The organism is Arthrobacter sp. MOO21 (assembly GCF_057369995.2).
In genome coordinates, this window is the sequence record NZ_CM170671.2 from 2,297,752 (window position 1) to 2,314,350 (window position 16,599).

At 67.7% G+C, this 16,599-nt stretch carries 16 protein-coding genes; 5 read left to right on the forward strand and 11 right to left on the reverse strand.

Annotated features, from left to right (window positions below):
- Positions 1–185 precede the first annotated feature (185 nt).
- Both AC2JAJ_RS10620 and AC2JAJ_RS10625 read left to right on the forward strand, forming a co-directional pair.
- Complete coding sequence (locus AC2JAJ_RS10620) at positions 186–1,052, forward strand: phosphatidylinositol-specific phospholipase C/glycerophosphodiester phosphodiesterase family protein (protein WP_486415904.1); 867 nt, start codon at positions 186–188, stop codon at positions 1,050–1,052.
- A gap of 22 nt (positions 1,053–1,074) precedes the next feature.
- Positions 1,075–2,139 carry a hypothetical protein gene (locus tag AC2JAJ_RS10625; protein ID WP_486415903.1) on the forward strand — a complete coding sequence of 355 codons (1,065 nt, stop codon included), beginning with the start codon at positions 1,075–1,077 and terminating at the stop codon, positions 2,137–2,139.
- Between the two features lie 85 nt (positions 2,140–2,224).
- Here the strand turns inward: AC2JAJ_RS10625 and AC2JAJ_RS10630 are convergent, their stop codons facing one another.
- Positions 2,225–3,832, reverse strand: a complete 1,608-nt coding sequence (locus AC2JAJ_RS10630; protein ID WP_486415902.1) for a phospholipase D family protein — start codon at positions 3,830–3,832, stop codon at positions 2,225–2,227.
- A gap of 187 nt (positions 3,833–4,019) precedes the next feature.
- Between AC2JAJ_RS10630 and AC2JAJ_RS10635 the strand changes: the two genes are divergently transcribed.
- Positions 4,020–4,475: an SRPBCC family protein gene (locus AC2JAJ_RS10635; protein ID WP_454484575.1), complete on the forward strand. Its 456-nt coding sequence runs from the start codon at positions 4,020–4,022 to the stop codon at positions 4,473–4,475.
- A 50-nt stretch (positions 4,476–4,525) separates the two neighbouring features.
- Here AC2JAJ_RS10635 and AC2JAJ_RS10640 read toward each other — a convergent pair whose 3' ends face one another.
- From AC2JAJ_RS10640 to AC2JAJ_RS10675, 8 genes are all read right to left on the reverse strand, one after another.
- Positions 4,526–5,143, reverse strand: coding sequence for a TetR/AcrR family transcriptional regulator (locus tag AC2JAJ_RS10640; RefSeq protein ID WP_486415901.1), 618 nt, complete (start codon positions 5,141–5,143; stop codon positions 4,526–4,528).
- Positions 5,140–7,653 (reverse strand): PEP/pyruvate-binding domain-containing protein, encoded by a 2,514-nt coding sequence (locus AC2JAJ_RS10645; protein WP_486415900.1) that lies wholly within the window; start codon positions 7,651–7,653, stop codon positions 5,140–5,142. The genes AC2JAJ_RS10640 and AC2JAJ_RS10645 overlap by 4 nt, the downstream gene beginning before the upstream one ends.
- The gene (locus AC2JAJ_RS10650) at positions 7,646–9,004 is read right to left on the reverse strand and encodes an MFS transporter (RefSeq protein ID WP_501053109.1); all 1,359 of its coding nucleotides are present in this window, start codon (positions 9,002–9,004) and stop codon (positions 7,646–7,648) included. The genes AC2JAJ_RS10645 and AC2JAJ_RS10650 overlap by 8 nt, the downstream gene beginning before the upstream one ends.
- Before the next feature lie 85 nt (positions 9,005–9,089).
- Positions 9,090–9,641 carry a GNAT family N-acetyltransferase gene (locus tag AC2JAJ_RS10655; RefSeq protein WP_486415898.1) on the reverse strand — a complete coding sequence of 184 codons (552 nt, stop codon included), beginning with the start codon at positions 9,639–9,641 and terminating at the stop codon, positions 9,090–9,092.
- 37 nt (positions 9,642–9,678) lie between these two features.
- Positions 9,679–10,917 carry an NYN domain-containing protein gene (locus AC2JAJ_RS10660; RefSeq protein WP_501053110.1) on the reverse strand — a complete coding sequence of 413 codons (1,239 nt, stop codon included), beginning with the start codon at positions 10,915–10,917 and terminating at the stop codon, positions 9,679–9,681.
- Positions 10,918–11,026: 109 nt separating this feature from the next.
- Entirely contained in the window at positions 11,027–11,551 is a 525-nt protein-coding gene (locus AC2JAJ_RS10665; RefSeq protein ID WP_486415895.1) for a flavodoxin domain-containing protein, read from the reverse strand.
- Positions 11,552–11,676: 125 nt separating this feature from the next.
- A complete protein-coding gene (locus AC2JAJ_RS10670; protein ID WP_486415894.1) occupies positions 11,677–13,032 on the reverse strand; it encodes a rhodanese-like domain-containing protein in 1,356 nt (451 codons plus the stop codon).
- 29 nt (positions 13,033–13,061) lie between these two features.
- On the reverse strand, positions 13,062–13,421 hold the full coding sequence (locus AC2JAJ_RS10675; RefSeq protein WP_486415893.1) for a VOC family protein: 360 nt from the start codon (positions 13,419–13,421) through the stop codon (positions 13,062–13,064).
- Positions 13,422–13,547: 126 nt separating this feature from the next.
- On the opposite strand from AC2JAJ_RS10675, the gene AC2JAJ_RS10680 reads away from it, so the two are divergent.
- Together AC2JAJ_RS10680 and AC2JAJ_RS10685 are read left to right on the forward strand one after the other, a co-directional pair.
- Positions 13,548–13,862 carry an ArsR/SmtB family transcription factor gene (locus AC2JAJ_RS10680; RefSeq protein ID WP_486415892.1) on the forward strand — a complete coding sequence of 105 codons (315 nt, stop codon included), beginning with the start codon at positions 13,548–13,550 and terminating at the stop codon, positions 13,860–13,862.
- Positions 13,859–14,266, forward strand: a complete 408-nt coding sequence (locus AC2JAJ_RS10685) for an SRPBCC family protein (RefSeq protein WP_486415891.1) — start codon at positions 13,859–13,861, stop codon at positions 14,264–14,266. The genes AC2JAJ_RS10680 and AC2JAJ_RS10685 overlap by 4 nt, the downstream gene beginning before the upstream one ends.
- Before the next feature lie 58 nt (positions 14,267–14,324).
- Here the strand turns inward: AC2JAJ_RS10685 and AC2JAJ_RS10690 are convergent, their stop codons facing one another.
- On the reverse strand, positions 14,325–16,133 hold the full coding sequence (locus AC2JAJ_RS10690; RefSeq protein ID WP_486415890.1) for a DUF5671 domain-containing protein: 1,809 nt from the start codon (positions 16,131–16,133) through the stop codon (positions 14,325–14,327).
- Positions 16,130–16,597, reverse strand: coding sequence for an LpqB family beta-propeller domain-containing protein (locus AC2JAJ_RS10695; protein WP_486415889.1), 468 nt, complete (start codon positions 16,595–16,597; stop codon positions 16,130–16,132). Before AC2JAJ_RS10695 ends, AC2JAJ_RS10690 begins: the two co-directional genes overlap by 4 nt.
- Between the last annotated feature and the right edge of the window lie 2 nt (positions 16,598–16,599).

Sequence of the window (16,599 nt, forward strand, 5' to 3'; positions counted from 1 at the left end):
CCCCAGCCGCCATACCCATAAACAGGCCGAACTCACTCGCGCCCCATGAGGTTGTTCCCTCTCGTTTACCAGCCAGCAACCACTAAGCCGCGAACCGTTTCTGCGGGTCGACCAGTCTTTTCACGCACCCTTCCGCCCGGCCGCCACGGCAGGGCAAGAAATCCCCGAGGTACCAGGAGTACTCCGTGTTCGTAAAAAGCACCCTCGCCGTTGCCACCCTTCTTGCCTCCTTGGCCGGGACAGCAGCAGTCCCCGCCCAAGCCCAGGCTGAGGCACCCAAGCCGGCGCCCGTCGTCGTCGGCCAGCCCCTTGCCGGGGCGCATGCCCACAACGACTACGAGCATGACCGCCCGCTGTTCGACGCCCTGGAGCACGGCTTCACCAGCGTCGAGGCGGATGTGTGGCTGGTGGACGGGGAACTCCGCGTGGCCCACGACCTCGCCGACGCCAAGCAGGGCGTCACCCTGGAAAGCCTCTACCTCGATCCGCTGGAGGACCTGGTCCGCAGCCAGCCCGGCCACAGCGTCTACCCGCAGTGGGACGGCAGCCTGCAGCTCCTGATCGACATCAAGAGCGAGGGCGAGTCCACCTACGCCGCCATCGAACAGGAACTGGCGGAGCACCACGACATCATGAGCCGCTATACCAACGGCAACGTCAAAACCGGCCCCGTCACCGCCGTCATCAGCGGCAACCGCCCGCTGGCCACCATGCAGGCGCAGGACAAGCGCTTCAGCTTCTACGACGGACGCGCCAGCGACCTCACGTCCGGGATGCCCGCCAGCCTGATGCCGCTGGTCAGCAACAACTGGACCAAGCTCTTCACCTGGCAGGGCGTCGGCCCCATGCCGGAGCTGGAGCGGGCCAAGCTGCACGCATACGTCGAGACCGCACACGCCAACGGCTACCGCGTCCGCTTCTGGGCCACCCCGGACCAGCCCGGCGACGCCCGTGATGCGGTGTGGACCGAACTCGCCGACGCCGGAGTGGACCACATCAACACCGACGACCTCGCCGGCCTCCAGCAGTTCCTCACCGCCCGCGGCGCCTAACCCCACCGGAAAGAGCATCCCCATGCCTTCAAAGACAGTGAAAAGTACGACGGCGGCGCTCACCCTGGCGTTGGGCCTCCTCGCATCCCAGCCCGCCTTCGCCGACACCGCCGCAGACGGCACACGCGACAGCAGCAGTGGCAGCGGCCAGGCCTTCACCTTCGCCGCCATCGGCGACATCCCCTACGGCGCCGCCGAGATCGCCAAGTTCCCATCCCGCGTTCAGGACCTGAACGCAGACAAGGACCTGAAGTTTGTAGCACACGTGGGCGATATCAAGAACGGCTCCTCCGTCTGTTCCGACGAGTACTTCTCCTACATCCGCGACCAGTTCGACACCTTCTCGCACCCGCTGGTCTACACGCCCGGCGACAACGAGTGGGTGGACTGCCACCGAACCAACAATGGCGCCTACAACCCGCTGGAGCGGCTGGACAAGCTGCGGGAAGTCTTCTTCAACGAACCCGGCAAGACGCTTGGCGCCACCATGCCCGTCAAAAGCCAGGCAAACCTGGGCCTCCCCGAGGATGTCCGCTTCACCCAGAACCGCGTTGCCTTCTCCGTCCTGAACATCCAAGGCAGCAACAACTCCCTCCTCCCGTGGACCGGGCTGGGCAAGACCACGGCCACCCCTGAGCAGCTGGCTGAGGTGGAGCACCGAACGGACGCTGTGATCGCCCAGATCCGCCGGACCTTCGCGGACGCCCGCCGCAGCAACGACCGCGCGGTGGTTCTCATGCAGCAGGCGGACATGTTCGATCCCTCGCTGCTCGAGGCAGCAACCGCGGATCCCGCGGCTGTCTCCGGCTTCCGCGAGATTGTGCGGGCAATCGTCGAGGAGACCAACAGCTTCGACGCCCCCGTCTACCTGATCAACGGTGACAGCCACGTTTTCGCCGAGAACCAGCCCCTCGAGGCGGGCTCGCCCTGGCTGGACATCTACGGTTCGCCGGCCGCGGACAACCTGCAGCGCATCACCGTGGACGGCGCCGGCAACGCCGTGGACTACGTCCGCTTCACGGTGGCGGCCAACAGCGCCAAGGGCGCGGACATCCTGAGCTGGGAAAAGGTCCCCTTCAGCTCCTAGGCACCCAAGGGAAGCGGACGACGGCGGGCGCCCACCCGCCGTCGTCCGCTTTCCTTTTGCGGAAGGAGTGGGAACCCGGCCCCGCCTAGAACCGCGTGGTGCCGCGCATCTTGCGGGGGCGGCCGTCCGGGTCGATGACAAGCCGGTTGAGGGGATTGGCCCACAGGCGTTGAAGGGACGTGACGGGTTTCGGCCTGTGATGCCGCACCTGGCCCTTGGGGCGGGGCGAGCTATCGTTGGCTTCATGCCACTGGTCCAAGGCATCGGCGGCGGCATTCCACAACGCGAGCCAGTTCCCCGGGGCGTGGAGCTGGGGGTCGTCCTGGTCCAGCCCCAGGTGTTCGGACCAGAGTTGGAGCCGCAGCGCGTGCGGCAACGGCCGGGAAGCGTGGGGACCGGCACTGGACGCTTCCTCCGGAACAACAGTGGTATCGACCACCGCGCAGGTCAACTCACTGTCGGCGGTCCAGGACCGGCGGTTGAAGTTGTCAGACCCGATGGTGAACCAGGCGTCATCGATGATGCAGATTTTGGCGTGGACATAGATCGGCGTCCCGGCCTTGTTCTCCAGGTTGAAGACACCGAACCGATCGGGGGCAACGCGGCGCACCCTTTCGATGGCACGCAGCTGCCCCATCCGCTTGGGCGGCCCTCCGAGCGGACCGTCGGAGTCCGGGTATCGGGGAACCACGGCGATCACGTTCAGCTTCGGGTTCTGTTCAAGGGCCGCGGCGATTCCTTCGGCCACCTCGGCCGACCACAGGTACTGGTCCTCGATGTAGATCAGTGAGCGTGCCTGGGCGAAGGCCTTCGTGTAGGCCCGGGCAATGCTCCGCTCACCGCCCGGGGCGAAGGGGAACGGTGGATGCTTCACGCCGTAGGTGCGCAGCAGTTGCACGGCGTGGGGGCCGGCAGGCGGCGGTGGCGGCGCCGTTTCGGGCAGGGGCTTGGGGTGCCGGGGCATGTCCGCAAGGCGCTGCAGCAGCATCCGGTACGGCGTGCGCCGGTCCAGGGGATGGGGGTCGTTCCACCTTTCCGCGAACAACTCCAGCACATCTGCCACCACCGGGCCGCGAAGCTCGAGGGCGGCGTCGTGCCACGGAGGCCGCTTTCCGTACCGGGGATCCATGTCCACCGCCTGCGGGTCCCCCTCGTGGCCGGCGTCGTCGCGGCGGCTGTGGGAGAGGTCGATCCCGCCCACGAACGCGACGTCCCGGGAAGGGTCGTCACGGCGGCGGATGACCACCAGTTTCTGGTGATGGCAGCCGAAGAGCCGGACCCGCTGGTCCAGCAGCACCTCACCGCCGGCGTCATTGATCTGCTTGCTGAGCAGCTCATTGGACCGGCCGCTCATGGGTGCGGAGATGCGCTCTCCGTGGGATCGCCAGACCAGGCCGCGCACTTCCACACCGGCTCGTGCCAACTCTGCCAACAGCCCGCCGATGGTGGGCCCGTCCTCCGTAAGCCGCTCGTCGCCGTCGCCACGCCAGTCGGTGAACCACACCCGGTCCCCGGCGTTCAGGGCGGACAACTCCTCATGCAGCCGGGCGAAGTAGGCGGCGCCATGAACCAGGGGCCGGACAAGGTTGCCCTCTGACCAGGACGTGGATCCGGCACCTCCGGCATGGACGCCGGTGGCCGCATTTCCCCGCTCGGCGCTACTTAAGAACCAGTCACCAGCACTACTGTCCACTCGATGTTCCCTTCGAGGCCCGGGGCCGTCTTCAGTGTCCGGCCTACCCAGTAGCCTACGGCGCGCATAAGGTCTGGACACGGGTGGCAGCCGGATCTATCGTGCAAAGGTGGCGGCTGCCTGACTGGCAGGATGGCCAGTGCTGCCGGTCCGATCCTGCGGCCGTCCGTCATGGAGGAGGAAGCAGATGGCACACGTTCAAGAGGTCGAAGAGACCGTTGAAGTCGCAGTTCCCGTCCGGACCGCGTACAACCAGTGGACCCAGTTCGAATCCTTTCCGCAGTTCATGTCCGGGGTGGAAACCGTCACCCAGCTGACCGACACCACCAACCACTGGGTGACCAACGTGGGCGGTGTCCGGCGGGAATTCGATACCGAAATCGTTGACCAGGAGCCGGATGACCGGATCGCCTGGCGCAGCATCGACGGCAAGTCCCACGCCGGCATCATTCGGTTCACTCCGCTGGATGCCGGCCATACGAAGGTCAAAGTCCACTTCGAATGGGCTCCGGAAACCGCCACTGAGAAGGCAGGCGCAGCGCTGAAGATCGATGAGATGCAGGTCAAGGCCGACATGCGGAAGTTCAAGGACTTCATTGAATCGCGCGGCACGGAGACCGGCGGCTGGCGTGGTGAAGTCTAGGCAGGGATGCTTCTACGTTCCGTCAACGAGCTCATCACATGGGTGTGGAGTTAGTCGTGACGGGTGAGCAGGGGTATGACGACTTCGTCGACGATTTCTTCGAGGTATTCGGTATCGAGGCGGCTGGGTCCGAGGAGGAAGCGCTGCCGCAGCAGTGCTGGTCCGGCGTCCAGGCGGCGTTCGGTTAGGGTTGAGGCCGGGCATTCGCCGCGTGCGGCGGCACGTTCGGCGATGGTGCGCATCATTTCCAGTGCGCTGCCGCGGCTGATGGCCCCGAGCCCAGCCTGGTCTGGGTCACGGAGAGCGTCGCCGAGAACGCCGCGCAGCGCCAGGCCGATGGGTCCGCGCAGTTGCTCCGCGGCGAGCGTGAAGACGGCCAGTGCGTCCCCGCGAAGGCTTCCCGTGTCTGGCAGCTGCCCGGGGCGGGGCATGGCGTCGCGCGCGGCGTCGTATACGAGTGCCGCGAGGCTGTCCCAGCGGCGGTAGAGGCTTGTTTTGCCGGTCCCCGCTCGTGCGGCGATGCCTTCCATTGTCAGCGCTGCATAGCCTTCCTCGGCGACAATCGTCAGGACGGCGCGGAAGATTGCCTGGGTGAGGGTGGCTCCGCGGCGTCGGGGCAGGCTCCGGTGGTCGTGGCCGACGGAACGTTCGGACGCGGGAGAGGTCACGGCGTTTCACCTTCAAACACGGCGCCGGCCGAGCCGTCGACGATGACGTGTTGGCCGTCGTTGAGCACCGTGGTCCCGTGCCCGGTACCCATGATGGCCGGGATACCGTACTCGCGTGCGACGATGGCCGCGTGGGATCCCGGGCCGCCAGTGTCAACCACAACGGCGGCGGCGCGCTGGAACAGGGGCGTCCAGGATGGGTTGGTGTAGGGACAGACGAGGATATCGCCTGTGACGAGTTTGCCGAACTCTTCCGGTCCCCGGACCACGCAGACTGGTCCGGGCACTCGGCCGCGGCCGGCGGGTGTGCCGGAGACGAGTGCGCCTTCGGTGGTGTGACGGTCTGCGAATAGGAGCTGGGGGTCCAGTAGGGGGAACTGCTCCAGGCTGCGGCGTTTTTCTTTCCGGGCGGTAACGAGTGGCCGGTACGCGTCGTGCACCCACCCAGTGAGCGTGCCGTCGTCGGTGATGGCGGCGAGTTCGTCGAAGGTGAGGTGCCAGATGTCGTCGCGGGCGTCGAGAACTCCTGCGGTGGCCAGCCGGCGGCCAAGTTCCGAGAGAGCGCTGCGCAGGGGCGGGAGAACCATGGTGGCGTAGAAGTGTGTGTCCTCGCGGAATGCCAGTCCTGCACGGGAACGTTCGACGGCGTCGAGCAGCGCACCCCGCAGCGGCGGTATGGCGCGCAGGAGTGGGTGCTTACGCAGTGCGGCAAGAGCTTGTTCTGTCTGGTCCGTCTCGGCGGCAGGGGCGGCTCCCATGAGCGCACGTACGATTCCAAGCACGGTGTCGGGTGTGTCCCGCCACGTGGGGGCGCTTGAGATAGCGACGCTGACAGTTTCGCGGTGGCCGAATTCTGCCAGGAAGGTCTCGAAGCCGCTACGGAATTGCGTGAAGCGCTGTTCTGTGCGGATGCGTTCGAGGACTGACGGGAGTGGGTCGTTGACAAGAGCGCGGGAGAGTTCCGGGTCCGCGGCGGCCTGGCGGGCGAGGGCAGTGAGTGCCTGATTGGCAACGCTGGTCCGTGTTGGGGCGACGGCAACCAGCAGGGGGCCGAGGTTTCGTCGGCCGAGAACCATGAGGGCAAGCCGCAGCGGGACCTGCGGCAGGAAGGATCCCGGCAGGTACGATACCCGCAGGTCGGCGATGAGGGACAGCGCGGCGAGGGCGTCCTTGGCGGCGCCGACGACCCCTCGCCACGGCAGCGCGCCGAGGTCGGCGTTCTCAAGGCGCCGGATCTCGGCGAGGAACGCGGCTAGGCGGGGGTCATCGGTCCAGCGGCGGACGTCGTAGCGGCGAACCCGGGCGATGAGGGAGGCCGGTGCGGTCAGGATACGCAGCGTGGGCCTCGGTACCGGGGGCACGAGCTGGACGACGACTCCGTCCTCCTCGGGCAGGAGCTCTGACACGTCCGGGAAGGCGATCCCTACGCTGGCGGTCATCCGGTCCAGCATCTCCACGATGCCGAGGCGCAGCCATCCCGTGACGTCGAGCGGATAGGGGCGCAGCTGGAACATCTCGAGGAACAGGGGGCCGATGACGCGGCGCTGGAACCGGTTGAGCCGCGGCGGCTGGGGCGGCAACCCGGTCAGCGGGCGGGATTGGACGAGCCACACGCGGCCGTCCGCGAGGGCCCATTCGATGTCCTGGGGCTTGCCGAAGTGCTTTTCGGCCCTCCTCGCCAGTTGATGCAGGTCACCGAGCTGGGCCGGTGTCAGCAGTGGCGTGGCAGTGTTCCCGGCGTCCGGACTGTGTTCGATGACGGTGCCGCCCGAGGCGGCTGCCCGGACCGCCGTCCCACGGCCACCGGCCACGTGTTCGATGACTCGTCCGTCGGGACCAAGGAGCCAATGCTCTGGTGTGACCAGGCCCGAAACGACGGCCTCGCCGAGCCCGGCAGCCGCGTCCACCACGGCGTGGTTCCGTTCGCCCGTTACGGGGTTCGCGCTGAACAGCACACCCGCTGTTTCGGCCCGTACGAGCCGCTGCACCACGACGGCGATGCTCACCCCGGCGTGGTCGATGCCGGCGTGCTCACGGTAGGTGACCGCCCGGTCTGTCCACAGTGACGCCCAGCAGTCCAGGACGGCGTCGAGGACAGCATTGTGGCCGATGACGTTGAGGAAGGTGTCCTGCTGGCCGGCGAAGGCGGCGCCGGCCAGGTCTTCGGCGGTCGCGCTGGAGCGCACTGCGACTGGTCCGCCTCCCAGCTTGTCGTATGAGTGGGCGACGGCGAGGCGCGCGTCCGCCGGCAGGCCGGCAGCCTTTACCGCCTCGCGGAGCCGAGCGGCGGAAGCGTGGGGGGACATCCCTTCCGCCCGGGACTGTTCCAGAAGCATGCCGAGTCCGGCGCGGTCGGCCATCATCGTATACGCGGCCGTGGTGACGACGAATCCCTCGGGGACCGGAAAGCCCGCACGGATGAGTTCGCCGAGGTTGGCACCCTTTCCGCCGGCAAGGGGAATGTCGGCCGCGCCCAGGGACGCGAGAGGACTGATGATCGGCTCAGGCATGACGGTCTCCGGGTCTGTGGCTGTGGCCTTCAGCGAAGGCCTCGGTGCGCAGCTCGCGTTCGGGCAGGAACAGGGTCAGGACGAAGGACGCCGAGAGCACAGCCGCGGTCGCGGTAGCCACAGCGGGAAAAGCCGCGCCAAAAGCGGACGAGACGTCATCCGCCAGCCCCGGAGGCAGGACCGTGAGGGAAGCCGGGTCAAGGGAGCCTGCGCGGCTGCCGAGCGCCACGGCTGCCTCAGCGGACAGCCGGGCCGTGAATCCTGCAGTGAGGGCCGCGCCCAGGCCGGTGACGCCGGCCGCAGCACCGCCCTGGCGCAGAAACGCGACGGCGGCTGTCACGACGCCAAGGGTATCGCGGGTCGCCGCGTTCTGAGCCACCGCGACCATGATCTGCATCGTCAAGCCCACGCCGGTGCCCGTCAGGGCAACGGCCGCGATCACGGCCGGGAGTCCGCCGGCCGGGCCGAGCACAGCGAGGATCCCTTGACCGACGCTTGCCAGCAGCGTCCCCGCAATAGGAAAGGTCCGGTAACGGCCCGTGCGGCTGACCAGGCCACCCGAAGTGATGGCCGCGACCAGTAGCGTAACCATGAGCAGTAAAAGCACCAGGCCGGCGGATGTCGCGGAAAGGCTAAGAGCGAGCTGCAGGTATGAGGGCAAATAGGCGATGAAAGAGAACATTGCAAAACCGAGGAGGAAACTCACAGCAACGGCAAGCACAAACGCCCGGTCCCTTGGCAGGGCCAAGAACCCTGTCCTGCCGGCACGCGGGGACGGTGGCAGGAACCTGACGCCGCGCAGGATTGCGTATGCGGCCGACGCAGCGAGCGGAACATAACCAAGGAAGATCCACCGCCACGAGCCGTACTCGGCCGCCGCCCCGCCAGCCAACGGCCCGATGACCGACGCGGCCATAAACGCGATGCCGAGCAGGCCAAGGTATCGGCCGCGTTCGCGGGGACTGACAAGTTCACCAAGCGTAGCCTGCGCGCCGAGCATCAGCGTCCCGCCGCCAAGGCCCTGAACGACACGGAACGCTACCAACTCGGGAACACCCGTCACGAAGGCGCACAACAACGCCCCGAGAACAAAGACTGCCAGCCCGCCGAGCAGCACCGGGCGCTGACCCAAACGGTCACCCAGATACCCTGCAGCAGGCATGGCCACCGTTGCCGCGGCAAAGTACGCCCCGGCGATCAGCGATATATGCTCCGGGCGGCCCAGTTCCCCGGCGATTTCCGGCAAGGCGGACGCCACGGCAGTCTGGTCCAGTGCCCCCAGGAACATGACGAGCATAAGCGCCGGCAGGGCACGACGCACTTGTCTGGGAATGCGGCCGCCGCGGTCCATGGGCCCACGGTACGCCTCCATATTAGGAAACGCAACGTACTCTAAGTGCGGTAGCGCATGCTGCCGGTGTGGGATTCCTGCGACGTCAGGATCTGTTTGGCAGAGCGTATTGCTGCTGTGCGACAGGTTCGAGTCCCGAAATCATCGGTCGGGGCCGGCTCCGGGGGAGGCGCAGCTCCATGAAGACGCTGTTGGGATCCAGGACGTAGCCGCCGAACGGCGCGCACTCAGTGAAGCCGTGCCGCGCATAGAGGCGCCGTGCGGGAGCGAAGTAGTCCTCGGTGCCGGTCTCCAGGCGGACGCGTTCGAAGCCCCGGGTCCGGGCGTCGCCCAGGATGTGCCGGAGGACCAGGGTGGCTACACCGCGTCCCCGCGCGTCTGAAGCGGTGCGCATCGACTTGATCTCGCCATACGGGGCCGCGTCACCCTGCGCATCGAAAAGCTTTAGCGCACCGCACCCCAGCAGCTCCCCGTCCTCGCGCGCCGTCCAGAACGTGATCGACGGCGCGGACAGCGCGGAGTGGTCCAGGGCGTGGACGCTTTCCGCTGGCGAGGTGGCGAACATGTCCGCCAGGTGCTCACTCAAGAGCTGGTGGACATCGGCGCGTGCGGGATTGTCCCTCTCAATGGAAATCATCGCCACCAATGTACCGGCTGCCTGGGGTGCGGCGGGATCAGCTGTCCAGGAGTCCGCCGCTGGCCCAGCGGCGGACGGCCTGCTTTTCTGCGGCGTCGAATTCCAGCAGTGCCACGCGGCAGAGTTCTTCCACGTTCTGGGTCCATGCTGCCGCCAACTCCTGCGCCGTCGCCTGGTCAGTGAGCTGGAAGTTGGCGTAGGCGAGGCCCTGCAGGACAAAGCTGACGGCACTGCGCGAGACCGGGTGACCGGCACTGACGCAATCGTCCCGCACCTGGCGGGACAGTTCGGTCCGGCTCAGGGGTGGATGCTCCCGCAGCCGTTCAGCCATGGCCTCGAAGATCTGCCGGAACTGGGCTGCGGAAAGCGCCGGCACGTCCGTCACCCGGGTGACCCGCTCCTCGACGCCCTGCTGGACGTCGGCGGGGACCGGAACATCGTCGAGCGAGAACCGCTTCGAGTCCCAGACCCAGCCGCCCTGCGCCGCCGAATACTCGACGTTCTTGCCGATCTGGGATACCCACGTTCCAAACTTTCCGAAGCCGCCCCAGTCCGTCTTCAGCGAAGGGTCGGCCGTGAGCGCCCGGTGGGCAACCATCGCTCCCACCACTGGACCAGGGGCGGTCCGGACGAACTCTGCCACCTCGCGGATGGCTGGCGACAAGGTTCTTGCCTTCGTTTTGGCTGCCGTCGCCGCCTCCGGCTGCTTCCCGGAAGCAACAGCGTGCACCGGTTCGGCCGTGGTGCCGTTGAGGATCGCCACGAAATCATGCGACTCCACCACGTGGTCCGCCATCTCCCGGTAGGCGAAGGCGACTGCACCGGCAGCGATGACGGTGGTCATCCGGTCGGCCGCGCGGAACCGCTGGATCAGGGATGTGAAGTCGGCGTCGGCCGAGGCGATGAAGAATTCCTCGATGCCGCCGCTTCCGGAGAGGGCGTCCATGGCGTCGAGCACCAGGTTGATGTCCGTGCTGCTCTTTCCACGTTGCGTCAGCGAGGGACAATCGATCACCCGGAATCCGGCGCGGGTCCAATATGTGCGGTACTTCGAGTACACCATGGGGTTCAGGTAGCAGTTGCGGATCAGGAACCGCCGGGCCCCCTCGCCGGATCCGCCGCCGGACAGCGCGTCAGCCCAGTGTTTGGGATCCTCCGCGAACCGCTTTGCCGCCTGCGGGTCCAAGGCCTGCAGGCCTGTGAAGACATTGTCGAAATCAACAAACATCGCGGCACGGATGCCGGGCCGGCGCGAAGGGGTGAGTGCCGTGTTCATTGGGCCAGTGTGCCAGCAACACCGGCTACCGGGGACCACACCATGGAGCGACACGCAAACGGGCGACGGCGGCTGCCGGACACCAGCGCCGGACCGACGGCCACCACTGCTACAGCCGCCCCAGGAAATCCTCCGCGAACCGCTTCACCCCGTCCCACTCGGTGTACACGTAGTCCCGGGACGTATCCGTGTCACCGAAGCCCTTGTCGGCGGCGATCTTCTTCATGACCAGGCGCTTGATGAACCCGTACTGCGTGTACAGCAGCGCGCCGCCGAACAGCCCCACCTGGGCCGGCCGCCAGCCCGTCTCCTGTTCAAACGCCTCGACCTGGTTTTCGGCGTTCTCGGTGTCACCGTGGGCGGCCATGCTGACGGAGAACAGGGCGGACGGGAGCCGGTCCAGGGCTTCCCGGTTCTTTTGGACGAAGTCCTTGACGTAGTCCTCGTGCTTGCCCATGTGGACTGATGCCCCGACCATCACGGCGTCGCAACCAGCGGGAATCGTGTCCCCCGCGTCCCTGATGTCCACGGCGTCGGCCTCGTGACCGTGTGCGCGGACCACGTCCGCAATGAAGTCGGCGATCCTCGCCGTCTGGCCCTCGGTGGTCCCGTACGGAATGTAGATCCTGGCCATTATCGGCCTCCTCGTGGTGTCCGGATCTGGCCCTCACCACTTTGCCAAGCCGCTCACTCCTAACGTAGGGCCCAACGTCCCGGGAAACGGACGACGGCGGGCGCCCACCCGCCGTCGTCCGCTTCCTACTCTTGTCCCACCAGTGCGAGCCCGGCCTTCTTCGCACGATGGAAGCTGCCGTCAACATGGACTACGTCCCGGCCGGCGCGCTGCAGGAGGCTCGCCGCCACCGCGGAGCGGTATCCGGACCCGCAGTGCACCCAAAGCCGCCCGGGCGGAACCTCGTCCATCCGCCCGAGCAGCTCATGGAGGGGGATGTTCACGGCGTCCTGGATGTGGGAGTCTTCATACTCGTCAGTCCGCCGGACGTCGAGGACGGTGTCCTCCCGAGGCTTTTGCAGCACTTCCTTCCAGCCCACACTCTGGTAGGAAGAGGTGGCGGCCCGGGGAGCCAGCTCAGCAGGTCCGGCACCGATGGCGGTATCAGGGTTGTCGATACCGATGCGGGAGAGGTCACGGATGGCGTCCTCCACGTCCTGCCGCTCGCCGACGAGCGTCAGCTTCTCGTTCCATGGCAGCACCCATCCCAGGAAAGCGGTGAACTGGGTGCCGTCGCCGTACTCGAAGCTGACGCTGCCGCTCAGGTGGTTGCCGGCAAAGGCGATGCGGTTCCTCAGGTCCACCACCCACTCGCCCCGCTCCAGCCGGGCGGCGAGCTCATCCCCGGCCAAGGACCCGGGCAGCTCCAGGTCCGGCGGCGTGGGGCCTGCCAGGTTGATCGGGGCCATGTGCGCGTAATAGGAGGGGTAGGCCGTGAGATTGTGGATCAGTTCGCGGACAAAGTGCTCCTCGTCGGGGTCCGTGAGGGCGTGGTTCTCAGCCAACTGCTCGCCAATGGTGGAGGACTCCGCTCCGCTGGCCGGGCCCGAGGAGCAGAAGGACCCGAATCCGTGGGTGGGGTAGAGCCCGGCATCTCCGCCCGCTTCCTCCGCCAGCCTGCGCACCGAGGCGTACTGATGGTGGGTGAGCGGCACGGTGTCCTCCTCGCTGACCAGGTCGGTGCGGCCCACCGAGCCGTACAGCAGGCTGCCCCCGGAGAACACGGCCTGCCGGTCGCCGTCCGTGACGATGTAGGAAAGGTGGTGGTGGGTGTGCCCCGGGGTTGCCACGGCCTTGAGAACCATCCGCCCCACCTGGACGGTGTCCCCGTCCGATATCGGCTGGCGCTCGTAGGGGACCTTGTCCTCCGCGCTGACCAGGTAGGCGGCGTTGTGGTCCCGGGCCAGCTGCAGGCCGCCGGTGACGTAGTCGTTGTGAATGTGCGTTTCCGCCACGTGCGTGATCCTGACGCCGGCGTCGGCGATGGCCTTATCCACCCGGTCCGTGTCCCGCTGCGGATCGATCACCACGCCAACCTCGCCGTCGTGGACAAGGTACGTGCGGTCGCCCAACTGCGGCGTTTCGATGGTGACGACTTCCATGGCGGTTCCTCCTTGAACTGTCTGCAGTGCTACCGCGGGCTCTTGTCGATCACGCAGAACCGGTTGCCGTCCGGATCCTCCAGCACCACGAAGTCGGGATCTTCCGGGTAGAGGTCCCAGTCCACGCGTTTGGCGCCGAGCGAGACCAGCCGCTCCACCTCGGCTGCCTGGTCGTCCGCATACAGGTCCAGGTGGATCCGCGGGTGGTCCTGGGCCGGGGTTTCGCTCAGCATGAGTGAGAGGTGGGCTCCGGGTCCCGACGCCGGGGCAAGGGTCACCCACGTTTCGTCACCCGGCTCCCGCGGCACATAGCCCAGGGCGGCGTTCCAGAAGTTTGTAGCGGCGGCGACGTCATTGACGCCGAGGACGATCGTTCCGATAGTCAACATCCGCCTAGCCTAATCCCGCCGCTGTGGCCCGGCTAGACTCGCGTGGGACCATCCGATGTGTGTACGGGGCCGGTGAAATCCAGTTCCCGTTGATGCGTCGGAAATTTCCGACATATACTGCACTGCGTGCTCAACAATGTCTTCGCCGCCGTGTCCAACCCGGCGCGGCGCACCATCCTGGACGAGCTGCGGCAAGGACCACGGACGGCCGGAGAGCTGACCGGCCTGCTGGACCTCAGCCGCCCGGCGGCGTCCGAGCACCTCGGCGTGCTCCGTGAAGCGGGGCTGGTCCGGGAGGAGCGGCGGGGCAGGAACCGGGTGTACCACCTCCAGCCCGCCGCCCTCGCTGAAATCGGCGGCTGGGTGAAGCACTTCGAGCACTACTGGAACCAGCGGCTGGATGCCCTGGCAGACCTTTTGGACGAGGAGAAACCGACATGACCGAGAACGCCATCCGGCTCGAACGCCGCTTCCCGCACCCCGCCCCGGCGGTCTGGGCCGCGCTGACGACGCCCGAACTGCTGGCCCGCTGGTGGGCGCCGGGAGACATCGCCTCGGTGGTCGGCCACCGCTTCACCATGGACATGGGCGCCTGGGGCCAGCAGCAGTGCGAAGTCCTCACCGTCGAACCAGGCACCTCCATCAGTTTCCTCTTTTCCGAGGGCATGCTGGACACCACCATCACCTGGCGGCTGGAGCCGGTCGACGGCGGCACCGTCCTCCACCACGAACATGCAGGCTTCCGCCTGGACACACCCATGGGGCGGCAGGCCATCGAGGGTATGGGCAATGGCTGGCCTGGCCTGCTGGCGCGCATCGACGGGGTCCTCGCCGGAGTCTCCTGACGCGTTGCAGGACGGACGACGGCGGGACGCGCCCGCCGTCGTCCGCTGACACTGGTCCCTAGCGGCTGCGCTCGCCGCCCGCCAATGGGATGACTTCCGCACCGGCGCCCGGTCCGAGGACCACCAGGACGTGGCGCGCGCCGTCCAGCGCGGCACCGTCAACCGCCGCCACCACGCGCCGGACGACGTCTGCCGCACCTGGGGACGGCGCCGGTTCTAATGCGCTGTCCGCTGCCGCGGCACCCGGCGGCGCCGCCACAGGTGCTGCCGCACTTGGTGGCACTTTTCCGGGTGAAGGCACAACAGGTGCCGTTCCGCCGTCGTCCGCCCGCCACCAGGCCGTCACCTTGGCCCCGCCGACCGCCTCGGCGACGCCCCGCACCAGTGCCTCGGAGTCGGCAACAGTCGCAGGGCGCGGGCAGACCAGCGTGAGGCGCTCAATCACCCGCCTGCCCGCAGGGGCCTCTGCTGCCAGCAGTGCCCGGTCGTGCCGCCACAGGGCAAAGTGGTACCCGGCGACAAGTCCGGCCGCCACCAGCAGCCCCAGCGGTGCCCGGATCCGGTCGATGACGCTGCCGCCGGAGACGTCGCCGAGCAGGAACTCGAAGAGCCGGTAGCCAATCACCAGCAGCGAGATGAGCGCTACTACTGCGCTGACGCCAAAGAATGCCACGAGGTACACGCGGCGGCCCGGCGGGATCTCGGCGGCAGTCCGCGGTTGGTGCCGCGGCTTCCACGCCAGCCACCACACGGGGCCGCCCACCACGAGGGAACTGATGCCGCCGAGGAGCAGGGTGCGGGTGGCGCTGCCGGCCAGCGGGGACACTATGGCGGCCAGGAGGGCGTTGACCACCACGCCCACGCCGGACGCGGCTGCCGCCAGCGCGACGGCAGAGGTCACCAGGAGGCTGGCGCGCCTGGTCCTGGTGGAACGGGACGCAGATGCGGCGCGGTGGTAGCGCCACACCAGGGTGCCGATCAGCGCCGAGGCAATGGCGGGGGCCAGGGGTTCCAGCAGCAGGTTTTCCGGGTCGCTGCGGTCGAAGGCGAGCCGCAGGAGCACGAACAGCACCACGCCCAGGCCGCCCAGGGCCGCGGCGCCGGCAAGGAAGATGCCCGCGGCGATCATGGCGGCGTCCACCAGGCCCGTCTGGAAGCGGCGGCCGCCTTCGCGGAACCAGTGCCACCACCACACCACGGTTCCGCCGGCCGCCCACACCACTGACCGCAGCACCGGTGACCACCACGGTTCCACGGCTGCGGTCAGCGGGAAGCCTCGGATGGCGACGTCGAGCAGGGCGCTGAGGGCGGCAATCCCTGCGCCTGCGCCCAGCAGCAGGCCAAAGACGGACCCGACGACGGCGCGCACGTCCTCCAGGTGGGTAGACGGTTTGGCGGGGTGCTTCCACATCCACCGGTGCCACAGCCAGATGCCTGCCCAGACCAGTCCGTTGGCCAGGGGCGACTGCCATGCCGGTTTCTGCGTGCCGATCAAGGACGAAGCGACATTCAGGAATGAAGTAGTGAAGAGGATCAGCGAGAATGCGTACATCCCGGTCAGGTAGAAGCCCCACCCGGCCGCGGTCCGCTCCGACTCGTCGTCCAGCCGCCGCCACACAAACCACCACAGCAGGAGCGCCAGCGGGCCGCCGATCAGCGTGAAAGCCAGGGACAGCGCGAGCCCGGCCACGCCACCGGACACCAGGACGGAGGCGGAGGTGAACAGCCGCTCCAGCAGCCCGCTGAGGCCAGTGGCCGCTATCACCACCAGGGCGAACAGCAGGACGTACAGGATCAGGCGGCGCAGGGACGCCAGTGTTCCGCCGGCGGGCGCCCCCGGGGGAGTGGTGGCGACTTGGGACGTCATTGCTTCACCGGCATTCCCGTGCAGGACATCAGCGGGTAGGGCACCTGGTCCACCATCCACTTTCCGTTGACCTTGATGAGGGAGAAGGCATCCTCCGACTCATACTCGGACGAACCGAAGGGGCCGCCCGGGGACGTCTGGACCAGCGAGACCCTCACCGTGGCAGTATCGGCGCGCTCCGTCGTCGAAATCAGCACAATCCGCGTGGGCCGTGGCGCCCCCGGGTAGGAACCGCGGCACGTGCTCCGGGCGGCGTCGGTGAGGTAGGAGTCTGCGGTGGCAGTATCGCCGTCGATCACCGCGGCGCTGTACCGCTGGACCACCCCCGCGGGGCTGGCCTCATCCAGCGGGGCCGGTCCGCCCCGGGAGAAGACGACGGCCAGCGCCACTACCACCAGCACAGCCACTACGCCGACAATCGCCAGAAGGATCCGGTCGGGTTTTCGCGCTGTGTGGTCGTCCATGC